Origin of the sequence: Actinomadura sp. J1-007 (genome assembly GCF_009793335.1) — a bacterium.
Lineage (GTDB): Bacteria > Actinomycetota > Actinomycetes > Streptosporangiales > Streptosporangiaceae > Spirillospora > Spirillospora yumaensis.
Genome location: NZ_WING01000001.1, coordinates 757,040 through 777,625 on the forward strand (window position 1 = coordinate 757,040; position 20,586 = coordinate 777,625).

The window sequence follows — 20,586 nt, forward strand, 5'->3', positions numbered from 1 at the left end:
CCGCCTTTGTGTCCAGTGACACCGTCCTGCCCCTAGCCGACCGCACACCGGTCTACCGTGGAAGGCGTTGCCTGTTGGCACTGCGGAAAAGGCACCGTGACAACAGATCACCCCGGACACGAAGCGGGCGGGATGATGATCTTCAGTGAGAAACTGCGCGCGCTGATGGACGAACGCGGGATCGGCGTGCGGGCGCTGGCCCGGCTCGCGTTCTGCGATCCCGGCCACCTTTCCAAGATCCGCACAGGCGACCGGAACCCCTCGGACAGTCTCGCCCAGCGGCTGGACGAATTACTGAACGCCCACGGCGAACTGAAATCCCTCCGCCGAAAGACCACCCGCCGCACCGCGCCAAACACATCGCCCGTGGGTACCGTGGATCAAAGTCCAACTCCCGAACAGAGGGACGACGACGTGAAACGCAGAGCCCTACTCCAAGACGGCGCCTATGTGGCCGTTGGCGCGGCCGTCGCCCCAATCCTGGCCACCCTGGCCCAAGCGTGGCAGGAGAGCGAACCGGCGTTGCCGGGGGCGAGCGTGTCTCAGGCCATGATCGACGATTGGGAAGACGCCGCTCACGTCCACTCCCAGCGTTCTCGCATCGAACCCCCGGCCGTCATCCTCGCCGTGCTGGCGACCGACTTTGCCGCCATGGCTCCGCATCTCGCCAAAAGGCAACCCGACCAGGTTCGACAGGATCTCGCGCACGCCGCCGCATCCCACGCGTTGCTGGTCGCGGGGAAGTGCGTCGATCTCGGCAACCGGCGTGAGTCGCGCCGTTGGTGGACCAAGACCAGGGCACTCAGCGACGAATCCGGGGACCGGTTGCTTGCGTCCTGGGTGCGGAGCCGCGAAGCGCTGTACCGGCGCGGCGACCCAACCGAGGATCTCGGCAACGTGCTGACCGTCGCCCAGCAAGCCCGACGGTTGGCAGGCACCCGCCCAAGCGCACCACTCGTGGCCGCGTTGACCGCCGAAGCTCAGACGCTCGCGCTCATGGGCCGGCACGACAGCGCAACCACCACCCTGCAACAGGCTGAAAGCGTCTTTGGGCGGCTCTCAGCGTTCACCGTGGATCATCCCCGCTTTCGCAGTTGGAGCCAGCGCGAAGACGGTTTGTGGTTCGACAAGAGCCTGATCTACACGCTCGCGGGAGACGTGCAACGCGCCACCGAAGCGCAAGACGCGGTACTGCGCCAACCGTCAGCCGAGGCTCTGACACGTACCTCAATCCGCCTCCACCGGGCTGCACTGCATGTTCGTTCCGACCCGAGCGAAGGCATCGCGGAAGCCGTGCGGATCATCGATGAACTACCGGCCGAACACCGCCGCACGCGCTACCTGTCCGAAGCACGCATCGTTCTCGACAAGGCACCCGAGGACGCGCGAGCGCTTCCGGCCGCGCGGGAACTGCACGCGCTCACCGCTGGGACCTGACCACGGACATGAGAACGCCCCAGTGAACGATGCGCCTAGCGCGAGTTGACGACTCCGGCACCCGCCGCGCCATTCACCCACCGACCAACGGAACTGACGGCCCTGTCCGTCTCACCCGGCCACCTCCGAAACGTCGCCGCTAGGACCCCTTGATCGCACGGAACAGCGCGGCGAACGGCACCGTGTCGAGGCGATTTCTCGGACCTCCCGGCCCAGGACCATCCATTGCGCGCCGGTCAGGTCGAACCGCCTCGTCACCGCTAGGGTGCCTACGAGGTCTCCGGTAGATGGTTCATCTTGGTCGATGAACCATCTACCGGAGACCTCGCTGCGTCGGCTCACAGCACGCCGACACTCACCCCACTTCGAAACCCAACACCCGTGGGTACCGTGGATCAAAGTCCAACTCCCGAACAGGGGGACGACGACGTGAAACGCAGAGCCCTACTCCAAGACGGCGCCTATGTGGCCGTTGGTGCGGCCGTCGCCCCGATCCTGGCCACCCTCGTCCAAGCGTGGCAGGACAGCGAACCTCGGCTGCCCGGGGCGAGCGTTTCGCGAGCAATGATCGACGATTGGGCCGCCGCCTATGCCTTCCACATCCGGAGCTACGTCATCGACCCTCCGGAAGTCGTCCTGGCCGGTCTCACGCGCGAATGGGCCGAGATGGCACCCCACCTTGCCCAGCGGCAGCCCGATGACGTCGGGCGCGATCTCGCCCATGCTGCCGCAAAACACGCCTACCTCATCGCCGGCACGGCGGTTCAGTTGCACGACGCGCGGCTGGCCGACCGATGGTGGCGTACGGCACGCGACCTCGCCGACCAGTCGGGCGACGCGCTCTTGTCCGCGTACACGCGCACGTGGGAAGTGACGAACCGCGTCTCGGAGCCGCGAGAGAACCTGTCGGATTTGCTCACTCTGGCACGCGACGCACGGCGCTGCGCAGGACGCCGACCGACCCCGACCCTGATGTACGCGACCACGGTGGAGGCCGAGGTACTCGCGTTCATGGGCCGCCATGATGCGGCGGTGGACATGATCCGTCAGGCCGAGACGACCTTTGAGCACATCCCGTCGGGGGACCCACACCGCGAAGAACTCTTGCGCTTCGATCAGAGCTGCGTGTACTCGCTCGCAGGAGAGCACGAGGCGGCCGAGGAGGCCCAGCGGGCCGCCCTGCGCTTCTACCGACCCGACACTCATCTCTACTCGGCCGTTCAACTCAAGCTCTACCGGGCTGCGATGCACGCCCGTACCGATCCCGACGAGGCCAGCAAGGAAGCGCTAAGCATCATCAACGACGTGCCGCCCGAAAAGCGGATCAAGCGCGTCCGGCTCACCGCCCGGCACGTCCTGGACGCCGTGCCCGAACGCGCCCGCAAGCTTCCCGCCGCCCGCGAACTCCAAGCGCTCACCGCCCGGGCCTGAACCGCCGAGGCAGAAGGCCGGCAACCACACCACGCGGAACTGGCCGCCCTCCCCCGCCGCCGTGAGTGAGCGGTGCGCCCAGCGCGGGTTGACGTCTGCGGGAACCCGCCGCGCCATTCACCGACCGGCCAACGAAGCCGACCGACCGTCCTCTTCACCTCACCCCGCCGCCGTGAGCGAAGGGTGCGCCTAGCGCCGGCTGACGACTGCGGAACCCGCCGCGCCATTCACCCACCGGCCAACGGAACTGACGGCCCCCTCCGTCTCACTCCGCCACCTCCGGAACGTCGCCCGCTGGGACTCCTTGAGCGCACGGAGCAGTGCGGCGAACGGCGCCGTGTCGAGGGGGTTTCTCGGGGTCCAGCCGGACGCGTTCAGGCGGCGGGTGGGCCCCTCAGGGGGCTCGGAGTCGCGAACGGCCGCCGAGAGGGCTTCGCCGTCGGCAGCCGGGCGACGTCCACGCACGGACTCTCGTCAGGCGTGACGCTCCGGCTGCTCTTCCACCGTCTGGGCATCCCTTCGTTCTCCGCCATGGATCCATGGTGAGCGAGCGACTTCACGGATCCAAGCGGGTCGGGCGCCTGTGGATAAGCGGGCGCCCGTCGCGAGAACCGGCAGGTCCGTGAGGGGGCGACCGCGGCGGGAGGGGGCGGGTCAGGGGAGGCGCCAGTCGATCTCGGGTTGGCCGGCGTCGGCGAGGGCCTTGTTGACCGCGCTGAACGGGCGGGTGCCGAAGAACTTCTTGGCGCTCAGCGGGCTCGGGTGCGCCGACTCGATGACCGTGTGCTGGACGCCGGTGATGAGGCGGGCCTTCTTGCGGGCGTACGCGCCCCACAGGACGAACACGACGCGTTCGGACTTGTCGTTGAGCGCGCGGATTGCGGCGTCGGTGAAGTCCTCCCAGCCCTTGTTGGCGTGGGAGCCGGCCTCGCTCGCGCGCACGGTCAGCACCGCGTTGAGCAGCAGCACGCCCTGGTCGGCCCACGGGGTGAGGTCGCCGGCCTTGGACGCGGGGACGTCGAGGTCGGCCGCCAGCTCCTTGTAGATGTTGCGCAGGGAGGGCGGCAGGCGGACGCCGTCGCGGACGCTGAAGCTGAGCCCGTGCGCCTGGCCCTCCCCGTGGTAGGGGTCCTGGCCGAGGATCAGCACGCGCGCCTTGTCGAACGGGCAGTGCCGGAACGCGTTGAACAGGTCCTCGCGCGGCGGGTAGACCGTCCGCTTCTCGTACTCCTCCCCCACGAAGGCGCCCAGCGCGGCGGTGGCGATGGGGTCGAGCAACGGGTCGAGCCGCTCCCTCCAGTCGCCGGGCAGCAGTTCGATCAGGTCGAGGGACATCGGGCCTCCGGGGAAGTGTGCTCCAACTCGTGAAAAACCCTAGTGCGCGGGTCTGACACGCCAGAGCCGAATCACCGGAGGAAATGGCCCTCCACCCTAGGATGGCGTCATATGCCCGACTCCCCCCGGTGGCTACGCCTCGGCGCGTTCGCCGCGCTGGTCACGCTCGTTCCCGGTGTCGCCGCCCAGGGGTGCGGCGGGCCGTCCGGGCCCGTCACGCTGCGGGTGCTGGCCGCGTCCTCGCTGACCGACGCGTTCGGCGAGATCGGCACGGCGTACGGGCAGACGCACAAGGGCGTGAAGGTGCGGGTCGCGTTCGGCGGGTCGCAGGAGATGGCCGAGGGCCTCGCCGACCGGGAGCCCGGCGACGTGCTGGTCACGGCGGACGCCGCCTCGATGGACGAGGCCGCCGACCATCTGACCGGCCGCCGCAGGATCGTGGCGCAGAACGCCCTGACGGTCGCCGTCGGCCCGGGGAACCCGCGCCGCCTCCAGGGCGTGCAGTCGCTGACGCGTCCGGGGCTGCGCGTGGTGGTCGGCGCCGGCACCACGCCGATCGGACGGTACGCGCGGCAGATCTTCACGAAGGCCGGGCTGACCGTCCGGTGGAGCTCGGAGGAGATCAGCGCCCGCGCGGTGCTGGACCGCGTCCGTTCGGGAGAGGCGGACGCCGGGCTGGTCTACATCACCGACCTGCGTTCGGCGGGCGCGGCGGCGAGCAGCGTCCCGATCCCCGCCGCGCAGAACGTCACGGCGACCTATCAGGCCGCCGCGGTCAAGGACACCGGGCGTGAGGACGCCGCGGAGAGGTTCGTGGCGTGGCTGGCGACTCCGGACGCGCAGCGGCTCTTCAACAAGTACGGCTTCGTCACTCCCGCCGTCCCGCACTGAGCATCGTCCGGCTCGAAAAGCCCCGACGGACGGCGACGCGCCGCAGGTGAACGGAGCGTTCACCTGCGGCGCGCGGAGTGCGGTGGGGAGGGACCGCCGCCTCAAGAGCGTTCGGCGCGGGCCTTGAGGGCGGCGTTCATGGCGGCGAACTCCTCCTTCACGTCGAGCTGGCCGCCCGCGACGGGGACGAGGGCGCCGGTGAAGCGCTCGCCCTGGGTGAGGCGGACGCGGCCGGGGCCGAGGGGCTCGATCGTGAAGTGGTGCTCGCCGTCGGCGATGCCGGGCATCCACATGCGGCCGATCCAGCGCAGCTCGCGGCCGGGGTCGGCGACCAGGACCTTCGGGTCGAACTTCATCGTGCCGCCGTCCAAGTCGCGGAGCGTGTTGTGCAGCCTGGCGTCCTTCCTCGGCTCGCCCTCGGCGCGGACGATGAACGGGTTCCACTCGGGGTAGGCGCGGAAGTCGGTGAGGACGGCCCAGACGCGGTCGGCGGGCGCGGCGATCTCGATGGTCGTGCTCACCTCGCGCGGGGCGAGGTGCCCCCAGGCGAACAGGACGCCGGTGGCGAGGACGGCGAGGGCCAGGACGGACAGGGCGACGCGGCGGGCGAGACGGAACACGGGAACTCCTCGGGGGATTCGGATTCGCCTATTGGCTAATCACGTTAGCTGAACGATAGCTAACGACATTAGCTTTGGCAAGGGGGCGATGAGCGGCACGTTTTCGCGCCGGGGCGGAGGGGAAGATCCCGATCACTCCGGCCGGGGGCCGTGGTGATGCACGCGTACGGGGGAGAGTCAGACGTGCCGTCCAAGCGACCGACGCAGCACGACCGGCAGCAGGGGGAACGGCGGCCGGCGGAGCGGCGCGGCCGGGAGCGGCCGGCGCGGCCCGAGCCCCAGGTCTCCGTACGGCGCGGGGACGGCCGGGCGCGACCGGACCGGCGGCGGTCGGCGCCGCCCCGCAGGGACCCCGAGCAGCCGTGGCGCGCCGAGGGCGTCCCGGACCGGGCCGACCGCAAGGACGGGGACGGCGGCGGCTTCCGCGGCGGCGGGTTCAGGCCCGGCCGCAACACCTACCTGTTCTGGCTGCTGCTCCTGGTCGTGTTCGCGATCAGCTACCTGTCGATGCACTTCACCGGCAAGCAGGACAAGGTCACCGTCCCCTACACCGCGTTCACCCAGCAGGTGGCGGCCGGGAACGTCAAGGACGTCTACACCAAGGGCTTCCAGATCCAGGGCGACCTGAAGAAGGCCCAGCGGGTGCCCGGACAGAAGGACAAGGGCAGGACCTACACCGCGTTCGAGACGCTGCGGCCTTCGTTCGCCGACGACAAGATCTACAGCGAGATGGTCGCGAAGGGCGTCGAGGTCGAGGCCAAGCCGGTCAACCAGGACCGCGGGCTGCTGTCCAACCTCCTGCTGTCCCTGCTGCCCACGCTGCTGTTCGTCGGGCTGTGGATCGCGGCGATGGTGTGGCTCCAGCGCCGCATGTCCGGAGGCGGCGGGGGCGGCGGGCTCATGGGCGGCTTCGGGCGTTCGCCGAAGCCCGTCGCGCCCGACCAGAAGCGCGCCACGTTCGCCGACGTCGCGGGCATCGACGAGGTCGAGGACGAGCTGAGCGAGATCGTCGACTTCCTCAAGGACCCCGGCAAGTACCGCAGGCTCGGCGCCCGCGCGCCGCGCGGCGTGCTGCTCACCGGCCTTCCGGGCACCGGCAAGACGCTCCTCGCGCGGGCGGTCGCGGGCGAGGCGGACGTGCCGTTCTACTCGGCGGCGGCGTCGGAGTTCATCGAGATGGTCGTCGGCGTCGGCGCGGCGCGGGTGCGCGAGCTGTTCACCGAGGCGCGCAAGACCGGGCCGTCCATCGTCTTCATCGACGAGATCGACACCATCGGGCGGACGCGCGGCGGCGGCGCGAGCATGGGCGGCCACGACGAGCGCGAGCAGACGCTCAACCAGATCCTGACCGAGATGGACGGGTTCACCGGGTCGGAGGGCGTCGTGGTGATCGCCGCGACGAACCGTCCCGACATCCTCGACTCGGCGCTGCTGCGGCCCGGCCGGTTCGACCGGCAGATCGCCGTCTCGCCGCCCGACCAGGACGGGCGCGTCCAGATCCTCCGGGTGCACACCCGGGAGGTGCCGCTCGCCGGGGACGTCGACCTCGCCGCCGCGGCGAAGATGACGCCCGGCATGACCGGCGCCGACCTCGCCAACCTGGTCAACGAGGCGGCGCTGCTCGCCGTCAAGCGCGGCAAGGGCGCGGTGGACATGGCCGACTTCCAGTCGGCGCTGGAGAAGGTGCAGCTCGGCACGCGCCGCTCGCTGGTGATGCCGCAGGAGGAACGGCGCCGCACGTCCTACCACGAGTCGGGGCACGCGCTGCTCGGCATGCTGCTGCCGCTCGCCGACCCCGTCCGCAAGATCACGATCGTCCCGCACGGGCGGGCGATGGGCGTGACGGTCTCCACGCCGGAGGCCGACCGGTACGCCTACGACGAGGAGTACCTGCGCAGCCGCATCATCGGCGCGCTCGGCGGCATGGCGGCCGAGGAACTGGTCTTCGGCGTGGTCACCACCGGCGCCGAGAGCGACCTCGAACAGGTCACCGAGATCGCGCGCAACATGGTCGGGCGCTGGGGCATGTCCGACCGCATCGGCCGCCTGTCGGTCCTCCCGGCCGAGGGCGCCGACCCGATGGGGCGGTACGCGGCGCAGGGCACCCTCGACGCCGTGGACGAGGAGACCCGCCGCATCGTGGACGGCTGCTACGCCGAGGCCCTGCGCACCCTCACCGAGAACCGGGGCAAGCTCGAAGCCCTCGCCGGCGCGCTCCTCGAACGGGAGACCCTGGACGAGCGCGAGGCGTACGCGGCGGCCGGGGTCTCCCGCGGCGCCCGCGCCGAGCAGGACGACCGCCCCCTCCAGGAACGCCCCATCGACCCCCTCCCCTAGTCCCTGCCCGGCCCGTTACGTCCCCCGCACGCACTGCAAAGCGAGCGCGGCGCGGGGTGCGCGGAACGCGGCGCGCAGGGCGTGGTTCAGGTTCGGGGAGGCCTATCGGGTTGGGGAATCTGATGACCTCGCTCGCTCCGCGGGCCGCTGGGCTCAGTGCCTCGACCAGCGCCTGCGGGTCGTCCAGGGCCCGGTAGGGGCGCGCGGCCAGTTCGTCGGTCCGTGCCTCGATCCTGGCCTTCACCTCCCGTCCCAGGGCGGTCACGCCGTCCGCCGCCATCAGCCCGCTCGCCGTCATCGCCTCGACGGCCGCGGCCCACTCGTCCTCCGACCACCCGCGGCTCTCCCGCAGCCGCTCCGCGGGCACGCCCGCCGTCTCGGACGCGAGCACATTGGCCTGGAGGCCGTCGAGCCCCTCGCCCGCCAGCAGCGCGACGTGCCCGTCGCCCCGGTGCTCGCGCAGCGCCGTCGTCGCCTGCCACAGCCGTCCGACGGGATCGTCCACGGCGGGCAGGTCGCGGTTGGCGCTGAACAGGGCCCGCCCCGCCCCGTCCGCCACCGTCACCACAGTCTCCAGCAGGGGTACGACACTTTCCGCGATGCCGTCCACGCCGGGCACGAGCCGCCGCAGCGCCCGCGCCGCGCCCTCCGTCCGCGCCCGCAGGATCGCCTGCGGCTCGGCGAACGACCACGCGTCCGGAACGGCCCTGCGCACCCGGGCCGGGTGGAACCCGTAGAAGGTCGCCTCGATCACCCCCGGCCCCACCGGCCCCAGCGGCGCGCCGCGGCTCCCGAAGTACCCCATCCAGAACCCGCGCAGCCCCGCCGCCTTGTGCGCCTCGATGCACTCCGGCGCGAAGTACGTCACCGCGTGAACGGGCTCGACGACCTTCCAGATCTCCCGCGCGAACGAATCGTCCATCCCCGCATTGTGCCCCTCGCGCCGCCAGGACCGGAGCCGGGCGGGGACGTCAGGACCGGTGGCGCCGGGACGGGTCGGTGCGTTCGGCGTGCTCGACGCCCTCCTCGTCGGGCGGGAGGGCCTCGGACTTGCCGGTGTCCACGCCGGGGACGCCCGTTCCGCTGATGTCCTCGTCGCCGTCGGGCACCGTGCGCCCCCGCGCGTCGGCGTCCTTGGTGACGGGGGCGAAGCGCTTGTCGTGGGTCTGCGCGGGCTCATGGCCCAGGTCGCGATCACTCATGGGTGACCCCTACCCAGTCAGCGACGAAGGAAGGGCGCCGCTCTCGCACAGCCCGACGCAGTCGGTCGCGGACTTCAGGACGTCGAGGACGGCGGGGTGGGGGAAGGCGTAGACGGTGCGGGAGTCGGACTCGCTGGCGGCCCCGTCCGGGACGTAGGCGAGGCGGTCCTCCGACGGGGAGAACGCCACGTCCACACCCGGCTTGTTGCCCCTCGGGTCCAGCCGCACCCACCGGTCGTCGATCAGCGCGGCCGTGAGGCCGTGCAGGACGAAGCCGTCGCCGGAACGGAGCCGCTGGTAGCACAGGCCCGCCTGGATCCCCGCGGCGCGCAGCAGCGCGGTGTACGCGTGGGACTTGGCGTAGCAGAGGCCCGTCCCCTCCCGCAGGACGTCGGAGGCGCGCCAGGTGACGCGGGGGTCGCGGGCGTCCAGAGAGTGCGTGATCTCGTCGCGGACGTAGTCGAACGCGGCGTGCGCGAACGCGATGTCGTCGCCCGTGCGCAGCCGGGCCGCGTGCTCCTGGACGAGGGGGTGCTCGATGTCGATCGCCTCGTCGGCGGCGAGGTAGTCCCAGGGTTCGGCGTCGAACTCCATCAACGCCGTCCCCCCGTCGCCGGACGGCGCGGGCGACACGGGCGCCGCGGTCGGCGGGCCGTCACAGGCCGAGCAGGGACTCGATGCCCACGGTCAGCCGGGACGGCAGGCCGCCGACCTCGCGCAGCGACAGCAGGACGCCCGGCATGAACGACTCGCGGTTCATCGAGTCGTGGCGGATCGTGAAGACCTCGCCGTGGCCGCCGAGCAGCACCTCCTGGTGCGCGACCAGGCCGGACAGCCGTACGGAGTGGACGTGGACGCCGCCGACGTCGGTGCCGCGCGCGCCGTCCAGCTCGGAGGTGGTGGCGTCGGGCGAGGCGGCGACGCCAGCCTCGGCGCGGGCCTCGGCGATCAGCTCGGCGGTGCGGTAGGCGGTGCCGCTCGGCGCGTCGGCCTTGTTGGGATGGTGCAGCTCCACCACCTCGACGGACTCGAAGAACGGCGCGGCCTTGCGCGCGAAGTGCATCATCAGGACGGCGCCGATGCCGAAGTTGGGCGCGATGAGGACGTTGCCGCCCGGCGACGACTCCTGCCAGGACCGGACGGCGTCGAGGCGGGCCGGGTCGAACCCGGAGGTGCCGACGACGGCGTGCAGGCCGTGCTCGACGCACCAGCGGAGGTTGTCCATGACCACGCCCGGGTGGGTGAAGTCGACGACGGCCTCGGCCGCGGTGAGGGCGTCCAGCGTGTCGCCCTGGTCGACGGCCGCGACGAGCTCCAGGTCGTCCGCGGACTCGACGGCACGGCACGCCTCGGACCCCATCCGGCCCCGCGCGCCCAGCACCCCGACTTTGATCACGTTCTCCTCCTGGCTCGTGCTCCGCGCCGAGCCTACCGGGACCGCGCGTCGTCGGAGACGAACAGGTTGAGCAGCCAGCTCACCACCCCGATGATGATCGCGCCCCAGAACGCCGGCCAGAACCACTCGACGTGGAACGGCAGGTCCAGCGCACCGGCGAGCCGGCTGGTCAGCAGGAGCAGCGCCGCGTTCACGACCAGGGCGATCAGGCCGAGCGTCAGGACGTAGAACGCGCAGCCGAGGACCTTGATGATCGGCTTCAGCACGGCGTTGACGATGCCGAAGATCACCGCGACGGCGAGCAGGGTGAGCGCCTGGCGGCCCCAGCTCGCGGCGGTGACCGAGATGCCGCCGACCACCGCGGTCGCCGCCCACAGCGCGATGGCCGAGATCACGACCCGGACGAGGAGCTTCATGATCGCGTCCCTACCCCGCGGCGGCCGAGTTACCCGGAGTAGCGGAACGGCACCGCACCGGGACGTGACCGGAAAGCGGTCGCGGTAGCGGTCGCCGGGACGGTGCCGGGGCGCGACCGGAAGGCGGCCGCGGTCGCCGGGACCGCGCCAAGGCGCGAGCGGACGGCGGTCGCGGTCGCGGTCGCGGTCGCCGGGCCCTTGCCGCCCGCCGCGCCCGCCGCGCCCGCCGCGCTCGCCGCCGCGCCGCGGGAGCCGGAACGTCCCGGGGCCGGGACGGTGCTCAGAGGGAGAAGTCGCGGTCGCCGAAGGGGCCGATCACGGTGAGGGCCTGCGGCTCGGCGAGCACCTGCGCGGCGACCGCGCGGACGTCGTCGGGCGTCACGGCCTCGACCCGGGCGAGGACCTCGTCCACGGGCAGCAGCGACTCGTACACCAGCTCGCTCTTGCCGATGCGGCTCATCCGCGAGCCGGTGTCCTCCAGGCCGAGGACCATGCCGCCGCGGAGCTGGCCCTTGCCGCGTTCGAGCTCCTCGTCGCTGAGGCCGTGCGCGGCGGCCTCCGCCACCTGGTCGCGGCAGATCGACAGGACCTCGTCGGCCTTGCCGGGCTGGCAGCCCGCGTAGACGCCGAACACGCCCGAGTCGGCGTACTGGGCGGTGTAGCTGTAGACCGAGTAGGCCAGGCCGCGCTTCTCCCGGATCTCCTGGAACAGCCGCGACGACATGCCGCCGCCGAGCGCCGCGTTCAGCACGCCGAGCGCGAACCGCCGGTCGTCGGTGCGGCACACGCCGGCGCCGCCGAGGACGATGTGGGCCTGCTCGGTGTCCTTGTCGATGACCTTGACCTCGGGCGAGACCGGCACCGGCCCGCCGTTCAGGCGGGGCGCGGACGGGCGCGCGTCGCCGGTCAGGTGGGCCTCGAACGCCCGGGCCGCGAGCCGTACGACCTCGTCGTGGTCGATGTTGCCCGCGACCGCGACGACCAGGTCGGACGGCACGTAGCGCTCGCGGTAGTAGGCGTGGATCCGGTCGCGCGACAGCGCGTTGATCGAGTCGACCGTGCCGAGGATCGGGCGGCCGAGCGGGGTGTCGCCGTACAGCGCGGTGGCGAACTCGTCGTGGATGAGGTCGCCGGGGTCGTCGTCGCGCATGTGGATCTCTTCGAGGATCACGCCGCGCTCGGCCTCGACGTCCTCGGGCCGGTTGACCGACTCGGCGACCATGTCGGACACCACGTCCACGGCGAGCGGCAGGTCGGAGTCCAGGACCCGCGCGTAGTAGCAGGTGTACTCCTTGGCCGTGAACGCGTTGAGGTCGCCGCCGACCGCGTCGATCGCCGAGGAGATCTCCAGCGCCGACCGGCGCCGGGTGCCCTTGAACAGCACGTGCTCCAGGTAGTGGCTGGCGCCCGCGTCGGCCGGGGCCTCGTCGCGCGACCCGACGCCCGCCCAGACGCCGAACGCCGCGGACCGCACGGTCGGCATCGTCTCGGTGATGACCCGCAGCCCGCCCGGCAGGACGGTGCGGCGGACGGCGCCCGCGCCGCCCTCCCCCGGGTCGATCGTGTGGGTGGTGCCGGGCTCCTGCGCCCTCGCCGGCAGCGTCACGGTGGTCGCTCTCATTCTGTGGGACGTGGTGTCGGGGCGGCCGGTGGGACGGCCGGTGAAACGGGCCGACCGGCCTGCCCTTCCGCGGGGCAGGCCGGCCGGTCATCGCCGTGCGCGGGTCAGGAGTTGCGCTGCCCGCCGTCGTCGCCGCGCCGGGTGCGGCGGCGGCGCGGGGCGCGCTTGTCGCCCTCGCCGTCGCCGGAGCGCCGGTCGTCGTCGCCCTCGTCGGAGGACGCGGCGGCCGGGGCGCCGCCGTCGGCGTCGCCCTTGTCGGCCTCCTTCTCGACGACCTCGACCGGGACGAGCGACAGCTTGCCGCGCTGGTCGATCTCGGTCACCTCGACCTGGATCTTCTCGCCGACGCTGATGACGTCCTCGACGTTCTCGATCCGGGCGCCGCCGTGCAGCTTGCGGATCTGCGAGACGTGCAGCAGGCCGTCCTTGCCGGGCAGCAGCGACACGAACGCGCCGAACGTGGTGGTCTTGACGACCGTGCCGAGGTAGCGCTCGCCGACCTCGGGCATGTGCGGGTTGGCGATCGCGTTGATCGCCTGCCGCGCGGCCTCGGCGGACGGGCCGTCGGTCGCCCCGACGTAGATCGTGCCGTCGTCCTCGATCGTGATGTCGGCGCCGGTGTCGTCCTGGATCGAGTTGATCATCTTGCCCTTCGGGCCGATGACCTCGCCGATCTTGTCGACCGGGACCTTGATCGTGATGATCCGCGGCGCGTTCGGGCTCATCTCGGCCGGGGCCTCGATCGCCTCCTGCATCACGTCGAGGATCGCCAGGCGCGCCCCCTTGGCCTGCTTCAGCGCGGCGGCCAGCACCGACGCGGGGATGCCGTCGAGCTTGGTGTCGAGCTGGAGCGCGGTGATCACGTCGCGGGTGCCGGCGACCTTGAAGTCCATGTCGCCGAACGCGTCCTCGGCGCCGAGGATGTCGGTCAGCGTGACGAACTCGCCGCCCTCGTTGATCAGGCCCATCGCGATGCCCGCCACCATCTGCTTGAGCGGGACGCCCGCGTCGAGCAGCGACATGGTGGACGCGCAGACCGAGCCCATCGACGTCGAGCCGTTGGACCCGAGCGCCTCGGACACCTGCCGGATCGCGTAGGGGAACTCCTCGCGGGTCGGCAGCACCGGGATCAGCGCGCGCTCGGCGAGCGCGCCGTGCCCGATCTCGCGCCGCTTCGGCGACCCGACGCGGCCGGTCTCGCCGGTCGAGTAGGGCGGGAAGTTGTAGTTGTGCATGTAGCGCTTGGTGCGCTCGGGGTTGAGCGTGTCGATCGTCTGCTCCATGCGGAGCATGTTGAGCGTGGTGACGCCGAGGATCTGCGTCTCGCCGCGCTCGAACAGCGCCGAGCCGTGCACCCGCGGGATCACGTGCGCCTCGGCGGTGAGCTGCCGGATGTCCTTGGCGCCGCGGCCGTCGATGCGCAGCCCGTCGCGGATGACCCGCTCGCGGACCAGCTTCTTGGTGACGGCGCGGAACGCGGCGGAGATCTCCTTCTCGCGGCCCTCGAAGTCGGGCCCGAGCTTCTCGGCGGCGCCCGCCTTGATCTCGTCGAGCCGCGACTCGCGCTCCTGCTTGCCCGCGATCGTCAGCGCCTGCGCCAGGTCCGTGCTGACCGCCGCGGTGACGGCCTCCAGGACGTCGTCCTGGTAGTCGAGGAAGATCGGGTACTCGGCGGTCTCCTTGGCCGCGACGGCGGCCAGGTCGCTCTGCGCCTTGCACAGGACCTTGATGAACGGCTTGGCCGCGTCGAGGCCCTCGGCGACGGTCTCCTCGGTCGGCGCGACCGCGCCCTCGCCGACCAGCCGCAGGGTGTCGCGGGTGGACTCGGCCTCGACCATCATGATCGCGACGTCGCCGTCGGCCAGCACCCGGCCCGCCACGACCATGTCGAACGTGGCGCGCTCGAGCTCGGGGTGGGTCGGGAAGCCGACCCACTGGCCGTCGATCAGCGCGACGCGCACGCCGCCGATCGGGCCGGAGAACGGCAGCCCGGCGAGCTGGGTGGACATCGACGCGGCGTTGATCGCCACCACGTCGTACAGGTGGTCGGGGTGCAGCGCCATGATCGTCTCGACGACCTGGATCTCGTTGCGCAGCCCCCTGGTGAACGACGGGCGCAGCGGCCGGTCGATCAGGCGGCAGGTGAGGATCGCGTCCTCGGAGGGACGGCCCTCGCGGCGGAAGAACGAGCCGGGGATGCGCCCGGCGGCGTACATCCGCTCCTCGACGTCCACGGTCAGCGGGAAGAAGTCGAGGTTCTCCTTCGGCTTCTTGGACGCGGTGGTCGCCGAGAGCACCATCGTCTCGTCGTCGAGGTAGGCGACGGCCGAGCCGGCCGCCTGCCGGGCCACGCGCCCGGTCTCGAAACGGATGGTGCGGGTACCGAACGAGCCGTTGTCGATCACGGCTTCGGTGCTCTGTGCGCCGTCGATGCGGACGGCCTGCTCAGAGGATGCTGTCACGGGAAACCTCCTTGGGGTTCTCCATCGTTCCCCGCGGCCGTCTCCCATGGTTGCGAGCGATGCCGGTCTTCGATCGAAGCGCCCGGATCGGCCCGGCCCGCCGCACGCTTGCGGCGGGGGCGGATCCGGAGGCCACTACCGAGGACCGGCCGCACCAGCGGCGTCCGCGAGGGTTGTCGAATTGTGCTGGGACACACGAGAGGGAGTGGCTCCAGCGAGCCACTCCCTCACCGTGCTAGCGGCGCAGACCGAGTCGTTCGATCAGCTTCCGGTAGCGGTTGATGTCCTTGTTGCTGAGGTACTTCAGGAGCCGGCGACGGCGGCCGACCAGCAGCAGGAGGCCGCGGCGGCTGTGGTGGTCGTGCTTGTGCTCCTTGAGGTGCTCGGTCAGGTCGTTGATCCGGCGCGTCAGCAGCGCGACCTGGACCTCCGGGGATCCGGTGTCACCCTCAGTGGTCGCGTACTCGGCGATGATCTTGTTCTTGGTGGCGGTGTCGAGCGACACGAGGCTCCTTCAGTGAGGTCGTCACCCGCAGATCCCTGGCCCTGGGGGCGCACCGGGTCCGCATGGTGCGTTGGGAACATGGCAGGCCGCATGAGGGTGCAGCAAGCCGAGCCGGGGCCCTTCCCGGCGACTATTCACCGTACCATGCCCGAAAGCCACCCCGTCACGAAGCGGTACCCACCGTGATCACACGGTATGCGGCGTCGCGCGGCGACGGAACGGTCCAGACCGGCGCGGCCGAACGGTGCGGGACGGGCCCGGGAGGGCCGGGCCGCCGGTCAACCGGACGTCAGCTCGCCCGCGCGGGCGACGTCGCGGTGCATCTCCTCGATCAGCGCCTCGATCGAGTCGAACTTCAGGGTGTCGCGGATGCGGGCCTGGAAGTCGACCCCGACGTGCTCGCCGTACAGGTCGAGGTCGTCGCGGCCGAGGGCGTACGCCTCGACCGTCCGCTCCCCGGGCCCTCGAACGTCGGGTTGGTGCCGATCGAGATCGCGGACGGCCAGCGGGACGCCGGGTAGCGGTCGGAGTCGCAGACCAGCCAGCCCGCGTAGACGCCGTCGGCGGGGATCGCGGTGTGCGGCAGCGTCTCCAGGTTGGCCGTGGGGAACCCCAGGGCCCGCCCCCGCTGGTGGCCGCGGACGACGACGCCCTCGACCCGGTGCGGGCGGCCGAGCGCGTGCGCGGCGTCCTCGACGCGGCCCTCGTCGAGCCGTTCGCGGATGCAGGTGGAGGAGATCGTGCCGCCGTTGGCGACCAGCGGCACGCCCTCGGCGGTGAAGTCGTACTTCTCGCCGAGCTCCTGGAGCAGCGGCACGTCGCCCTTGGCGCGGTGCCCGAACCGGAAGTCCTCGCCGACGATCACGTGCGCCGCGTGCAGCCGCTCGACCAGCACCGACCGGACGAACTCGTCCGGCGGCACCCGCGACAGCTCCAGGGTGAACGGCACGACCACGACCGCGTCGGTGCCGAGCCCCTCCAGCAGCTCGATGCGGCGGCGCGCGGTGCTGAGCAGCGGCGGGTGGGTGCCGGGGCGCACGACCTCGTCCGGGTGCGGGTCGAAGGTGATCGCCACCGAGCGCAGGCCGCGGCGGCGGGCCTCCTCGGCCGCGGCCCCGACGATCCGCTGATGGCCGCGGTGCACGCCGTCGAACACTCCGATGGTGACCACCGACCGGCCCCAGTCGGCGGGAACCTCGTCGAGGCCATGCCAGCGCCGCACCATGTTCTCCCTGTGTCTGACGTGCCTGCCCGGCCACTGCCTGCCCGGTGCTTCCTGTCGCGTCAAGAGTGCCATGCGCCGCCGGACGGGGTGACCCCTGGGGCTCCGTCGCGCGGACCCGCCCCGCGGCCCACCGGGAGTCTACTCGCTGGTAGACGAGCCGCCCCGCGGCGGCTCGGGGCCCGTCACGCCGACTGGTAGACGACCAGGGAGACCGCGACGTACTGCAAGACGTACGCGGCGAGCGTGAACGAGTGGAACACCTCGTGGTACCCGAACCAGCGCGGCGACGGGTCGGGCCGCCGCGTTCCGTAGACGACGCCGCCGACGCTGTAGCAGACGCCGCCGAGCGCGACGAGCGTGCAGGCCGCGGCGCCCGCGCCGTCGAGGAACTGCGGCAGGAAGAACACCGCGACCCAGCCGAGCAGGATGTAGAGCGAGACGTACAGCCAGCGCGGGGCGCCGATCCAGGTCGTCCGGAACACCACCCCAGCGACGGCGCCCGTCCAGACGATCGCCAGCACCGCGGCGCGGGCGCCGCCGTCGAGGGCGACCACGGCGAACGGCGTGTACGTCCCCGCGATGATCAGGTAGATGTTGGCGTGGTCGAACCGGCGCAGGACCTCGATCACGCGGTGGGACCGCTGCCGGTGGTAGGTCCCCGAGATGCCGAACAGCAGCGCCGACGTCGCCACGTACACCGCCGACGCCAGCCGGGCCGCCGGGCTCGGGCCGAGCGCGACGAGCACGAGCCCGGCCAGCAGGACCGCCGGGAACGCGCCGAGATGCAGCCAGCCGCGCAGCCGCGGACGGGTGGGGGACGCCACCGCCGGGGGCGGGTTCTCAGTGTGGCCATGGGGTTGCACCTCCTCGATCAACCTACGCATCCGTAGGTTACGCGACCGTAGGTTGGTGTGGCGACATGATCGCGCCGTGACCCTGAACACGCCTCCGCCGGACCCGGTGGGAGGATGGCCGTACCCATGCCCGATCAGCCCTCACTCCGTCTCGCCCGCGCGGTGGTCTTCGCCACGGTCTGCCTGACCCTGACCACCGCCGGTCACGCGTACGCGGCGCGGTGCGCCGTCCCGCCGTCGGCGGTCGGTCTCGGCTTCCTGCTGGTCATGGGCCTGTCCGCGCTCCTCGCGGGCACCGAGCGGTCGTTCCGGACGATCCTCGGCGGGCTGCTGGGCGCCCAGTTCGCCCTGCACGTCCTGTTCACGTCCGCCAGCGCCTCGTCCGCCCACTCCCCCGCGTCCGCGTCGCCGGAGGCCGGCCACCACGCGGCCGCGCTGGGCGGCACGCCCCTGCACGGCGGAACGGCCATGACGCTCGCCCACCTGGTCGCCGCCCTCGCGGCGGCCTGGTGGCTGCGCCGGGGCGAGGCGGCCATGTGGTCCCTCGCCAGGCGGGTCGCGACGGCGGCCGGGGCGCGCTGGCCCCGGCCGATGACGGTCCCCTCGCCCGCCCTGCCGGCCGGGCGCCGTCCGGCGGTACGCCCCGACGCGCCGCCCGGCCTCGTCCCCACGGCCCCGCTGCGGTACGCCGTCGTACGCCGGGGCCCTCCCCCGGCACTCTCCACCACGCACACCCTCCGGTCCCCTTTCCGGGGCCGGGCTTCGTTCTTGTTCACCTGTGGAGAGTCGTCATGCGTTTTTCCGTACGGCCCGGGATCGTCGCGCTCGGGCTGACCGGCGTGCTCGCCGGCGCCGCCGCCTGCGGCGGGTCGGGCGACGGCAAGGCCGCCGCCGAGCAGAGCCCGCCGGCCTCGCCCTACAAGGCGTCGATGCTGCCCGCCTCGTACAAGATCCCGGACGTCGAGCTGACCGGCATGGACGGCCGGCCGTACGACCTGCCGAAGCGTACGGCGGGCAGGACCACCCTGCTGTTCTTCGGCTACACCCACTGCCCGGACATCTGCCCGACGACCATGGCGGACGCCGCCGGGGCGATGTCGCTGCTCAGCCCCGAGCAGCGCGCGAAGGTGCAGGTCGTGTTCGTGAGCGCCGACCCGGCGCGCGACACCCCGAAGGCGCTGAAGGACTTCCTCGGCCGGTTCGACAAGTCGTTCATGGGACTGACCGGCCCGATGAAGACGATCCAGCGGGCCGCCGCGGACGCCAAGGTGTCGATCACGCCGCCGCCCGAGAACGCCAAGGGCAACTACCTGGTCTCGCACGGCAGCAACGTCATGGTCTACGGGCCGGACGGGTCGGGGAAGCTGATGTTCCCGTACCAGTTCGGCAGCGCGGGCATGGCGAAGGACCTCAAGACGCTGCTGGGCGCGCGGGGCGCCGCCGAGACCGCGCAGACCGCCCGTCCGGACGGCTCCGCCGGTTCCGGCCGTCCCTCCGCGCCCGACCCGGGAGGCGCGGCGAAGGCGGGCATCACGGTCTCGGGGGCGCGGGTGCGCGTGCCGTCCACGCCCGACGTGACCGCCGGATACCTGACCATCGTCAACAACGGCGCGCCCGACACCCTCACGGGCATCACCACGCCCGCCGCCGGCTCGGCGGAGATGCACCGGATGGACATGAACGGCTCGTCCATGAAGATGCAGCGGATGATGACCGTTCCGGTGCCGAAGGGCACGGTCGCGTTCAGCAAGGGCGCCATGCACCTGATGCTGATGAAGCCCCGGAAGCTGACGGAGGGCCAGTCGGTGCCGCTGAAGCTCACGTTCGCGAACGCCGGCGAGGTCACCGTCACCGCGAAGGTCGTCCCGGCCGGGAGCTGAGCGTCCCGGACGGCGCCGTACCGCCGCCCGCAGGGGACCTCCGCGCCTCTCGTCGCGCGGCGGTCCCCGGCGGGCCTGGACGGCTAGGAGACGAAGACGGCGAGGGGCTTGGCCGCCCGGCCCTGCTCCTCGACCAGGGCCAGGAGGGTCCCGTCCGGCGCGAACACGCCGACGGGGCCCGGCCCCAGCCCGGCCGCCGGGAGCCGCCCGCCGTGCCTGACCTTGCGGGCGTCGTCCTCCGACACGTCGCGGCGCGGGAACGCCGAGGCGACCGCGTCGGCCATCGGCAGGATCTCCGGCTTCTCCGCGAGCTGCTCGATCGTCCGGGCCATGCTCAGGTCGTACGGGCCGACCCGGGTGCGCCGCAGGTACGTCAGGTGCCCGCCGCAGCCGAGCGCGGCGCCGAGGTCGCGGGCCAGCGCGCGGATGTAGGTGCCGGACGAGCAGGTGACCGAGGCGTCCACGTCGATCAGGTCGCCGTCGCGCCGCACGCCGGTGACCTCGAACGCGCGCACCGTCACCGGCCGGGCCTTGAGCGCGACCTCCTCGCCCTTGCGGGCCGCCTTGTACGCCCGCTCGCCGTTCACCTTGATCGCGCTGACCTGCGGCGGGACCTGCTGGATCGTCCCCGTCAGCGCCTCGATCCCGGCGCGGACGGCCGCGTCGGAGACGCCCGCGGCGGACGCGCTCGCGGTGATCTCGCCCTCGGCGTCGTCGGTGTTGGTCGTCTGGCCGAGCCGGATCGTGGCGTCGTAGCCCTTCTCGGTCAGCGCGAGGTGGCCGAGCAGCCGGGTGGCCTTCTCCACCCCGACGACCAGCACCCCGGTCGCCATCGGGTCCAGGGTGCCCGCGTGCCCGACCCGCCGCGTGCGCGCGATGCGCCGCAGCTTGCCGACGACGTCGTGGGAGGTCCACTCGGCCGGCTTGTCGACGATGACGAGCCCCGAGGCCGCCGGTTCCGCGCTGGTCATTGC

The 20,586-nt window shown here is 72.1% G+C and carries 17 protein-coding genes and 2 pseudogenes; 6 read left to right on the forward strand and 13 right to left on the reverse strand.

The window, feature by feature from the left end; translation table 11 throughout:
• Positions 1-132 precede the first annotated feature (132 nt).
• Both GEV43_RS03430 and GEV43_RS03435 read left to right on the forward strand, forming a co-directional pair.
• Positions 133-1,437, forward strand: a complete 1,305-nt coding sequence (locus GEV43_RS03430) for a helix-turn-helix transcriptional regulator (RefSeq protein WP_160819448.1) — start codon at positions 133-135, stop codon at positions 1,435-1,437.
• Positions 1,438-2,001: 564 nt separating this feature from the next.
• On the forward strand, positions 2,002-2,868 hold the full coding sequence (locus tag GEV43_RS03435; protein ID WP_160819449.1) for a hypothetical protein: 867 nt from the start codon (positions 2,002-2,004) through the stop codon (positions 2,866-2,868).
• 654 nt (positions 2,869-3,522) lie between these two features.
• Here the strand turns inward: GEV43_RS03435 and GEV43_RS03440 are convergent.
• A complete protein-coding gene (locus GEV43_RS03440; RefSeq protein ID WP_160819450.1) occupies positions 3,523-4,203 on the reverse strand; it encodes a uracil-DNA glycosylase in 681 nt (226 codons plus the stop codon).
• A gap of 111 nt (positions 4,204-4,314) precedes the next feature.
• On the opposite strand from GEV43_RS03440, the gene modA reads away from it, so the two are divergent.
• On the forward strand, positions 4,315-5,094 hold the full coding sequence (gene modA, locus GEV43_RS03445) for a molybdate ABC transporter substrate-binding protein (RefSeq protein ID WP_160819451.1): 780 nt from the start codon (positions 4,315-4,317) through the stop codon (positions 5,092-5,094).
• A gap of 101 nt (positions 5,095-5,195) precedes the next feature.
• Here the strand turns inward: modA and GEV43_RS03450 are convergent, their stop codons facing one another.
• Complete coding sequence (locus GEV43_RS03450) at positions 5,196-5,714, reverse strand: SRPBCC domain-containing protein (RefSeq protein WP_160819452.1); 519 nt, start codon at positions 5,712-5,714, stop codon at positions 5,196-5,198.
• 183 nt (positions 5,715-5,897) lie between these two features.
• On the opposite strand from GEV43_RS03450, the gene ftsH reads away from it, so the two are divergent.
• A complete protein-coding gene (ftsH, locus tag GEV43_RS03455; protein ID WP_309239428.1) occupies positions 5,898-8,051 on the forward strand; it encodes an ATP-dependent zinc metalloprotease FtsH in 2,154 nt (717 codons plus the stop codon).
• 145 nt (positions 8,052-8,196) lie between these two features.
• On the opposite strand, the pseudogene GEV43_RS55840 reads toward ftsH, so the two are convergent.
• The 10 genes and pseudogenes from GEV43_RS55840 to GEV43_RS03505 form a co-directional block, all read right to left on the reverse strand.
• Positions 8,197-8,973, reverse strand: a pseudogene (locus GEV43_RS55840) (hypothetical protein); the annotation flags it as partial.
• A 49-nt stretch (positions 8,974-9,022) separates the two neighbouring features.
• The gene (locus GEV43_RS03465; protein WP_160819453.1) at positions 9,023-9,253 is read right to left on the reverse strand and encodes a hypothetical protein; all 231 of its coding nucleotides are present in this window, start codon (positions 9,251-9,253) and stop codon (positions 9,023-9,025) included.
• 9 nt (positions 9,254-9,262) lie between these two features.
• The gene (locus GEV43_RS03470; RefSeq protein WP_160819454.1) at positions 9,263-9,847 is read right to left on the reverse strand and encodes a transglutaminase family protein; all 585 of its coding nucleotides are present in this window, start codon (positions 9,845-9,847) and stop codon (positions 9,263-9,265) included.
• Positions 9,848-9,908: 61 nt separating this feature from the next.
• Entirely contained in the window at positions 9,909-10,649 is a 741-nt protein-coding gene (gene dapB / locus GEV43_RS03475) for a 4-hydroxy-tetrahydrodipicolinate reductase (RefSeq protein WP_160819455.1), read from the reverse strand.
• Between the two features lie 32 nt (positions 10,650-10,681).
• Positions 10,682-11,065: a phage holin family protein gene (locus tag GEV43_RS03480; protein ID WP_160819456.1), complete on the reverse strand. Its 384-nt coding sequence runs from the start codon at positions 11,063-11,065 to the stop codon at positions 10,682-10,684.
• A gap of 280 nt (positions 11,066-11,345) precedes the next feature.
• On the reverse strand, positions 11,346-12,686 hold the full coding sequence (locus tag GEV43_RS03485; protein WP_160819457.1) for a pitrilysin family protein: 1,341 nt from the start codon (positions 12,684-12,686) through the stop codon (positions 11,346-11,348).
• Between the two features lie 104 nt (positions 12,687-12,790).
• On the reverse strand, positions 12,791-15,148 hold the full coding sequence (locus tag GEV43_RS03490; protein ID WP_375539028.1) for a polyribonucleotide nucleotidyltransferase: 2,358 nt from the start codon (positions 15,146-15,148) through the stop codon (positions 12,791-12,793).
• Positions 15,149-15,383: 235 nt separating this feature from the next.
• On the reverse strand, positions 15,384-15,653 hold the full coding sequence (gene rpsO / locus GEV43_RS03495; protein ID WP_160819458.1) for a 30S ribosomal protein S15: 270 nt from the start codon (positions 15,651-15,653) through the stop codon (positions 15,384-15,386).
• Between the two features lie 278 nt (positions 15,654-15,931).
• Positions 15,932-16,875, reverse strand: a pseudogene (locus GEV43_RS03500) (bifunctional riboflavin kinase/FAD synthetase).
• 185 nt (positions 16,876-17,060) lie between these two features.
• Entirely contained in the window at positions 17,061-17,762 is a 702-nt protein-coding gene (locus GEV43_RS03505; protein WP_160819459.1) for a hemolysin III family protein, read from the reverse strand.
• A gap of 96 nt (positions 17,763-17,858) precedes the next feature.
• Between GEV43_RS03505 and GEV43_RS03510 the strand changes: the two genes are divergently transcribed.
• Complete coding sequence (locus tag GEV43_RS03510) at positions 17,859-18,566, forward strand: hypothetical protein (protein ID WP_160819460.1); 708 nt, start codon at positions 17,859-17,861, stop codon at positions 18,564-18,566.
• On the forward strand, positions 18,524-19,612 hold the full coding sequence (locus tag GEV43_RS03515; protein ID WP_160819461.1) for an SCO family protein: 1,089 nt from the start codon (positions 18,524-18,526) through the stop codon (positions 19,610-19,612). Before GEV43_RS03510 ends, GEV43_RS03515 begins: the two co-directional genes overlap by 43 nt.
• An 83-nt stretch (positions 19,613-19,695) precedes the next feature.
• On the opposite strand, the gene truB is transcribed toward GEV43_RS03515, so the two are convergent.
• Complete coding sequence (truB, locus tag GEV43_RS03520; protein ID WP_160819462.1) at positions 19,696-20,583, reverse strand: tRNA pseudouridine(55) synthase TruB; 888 nt, start codon at positions 20,581-20,583, stop codon at positions 19,696-19,698.
• Positions 20,584-20,586: the final 3 nt, after the last annotated feature.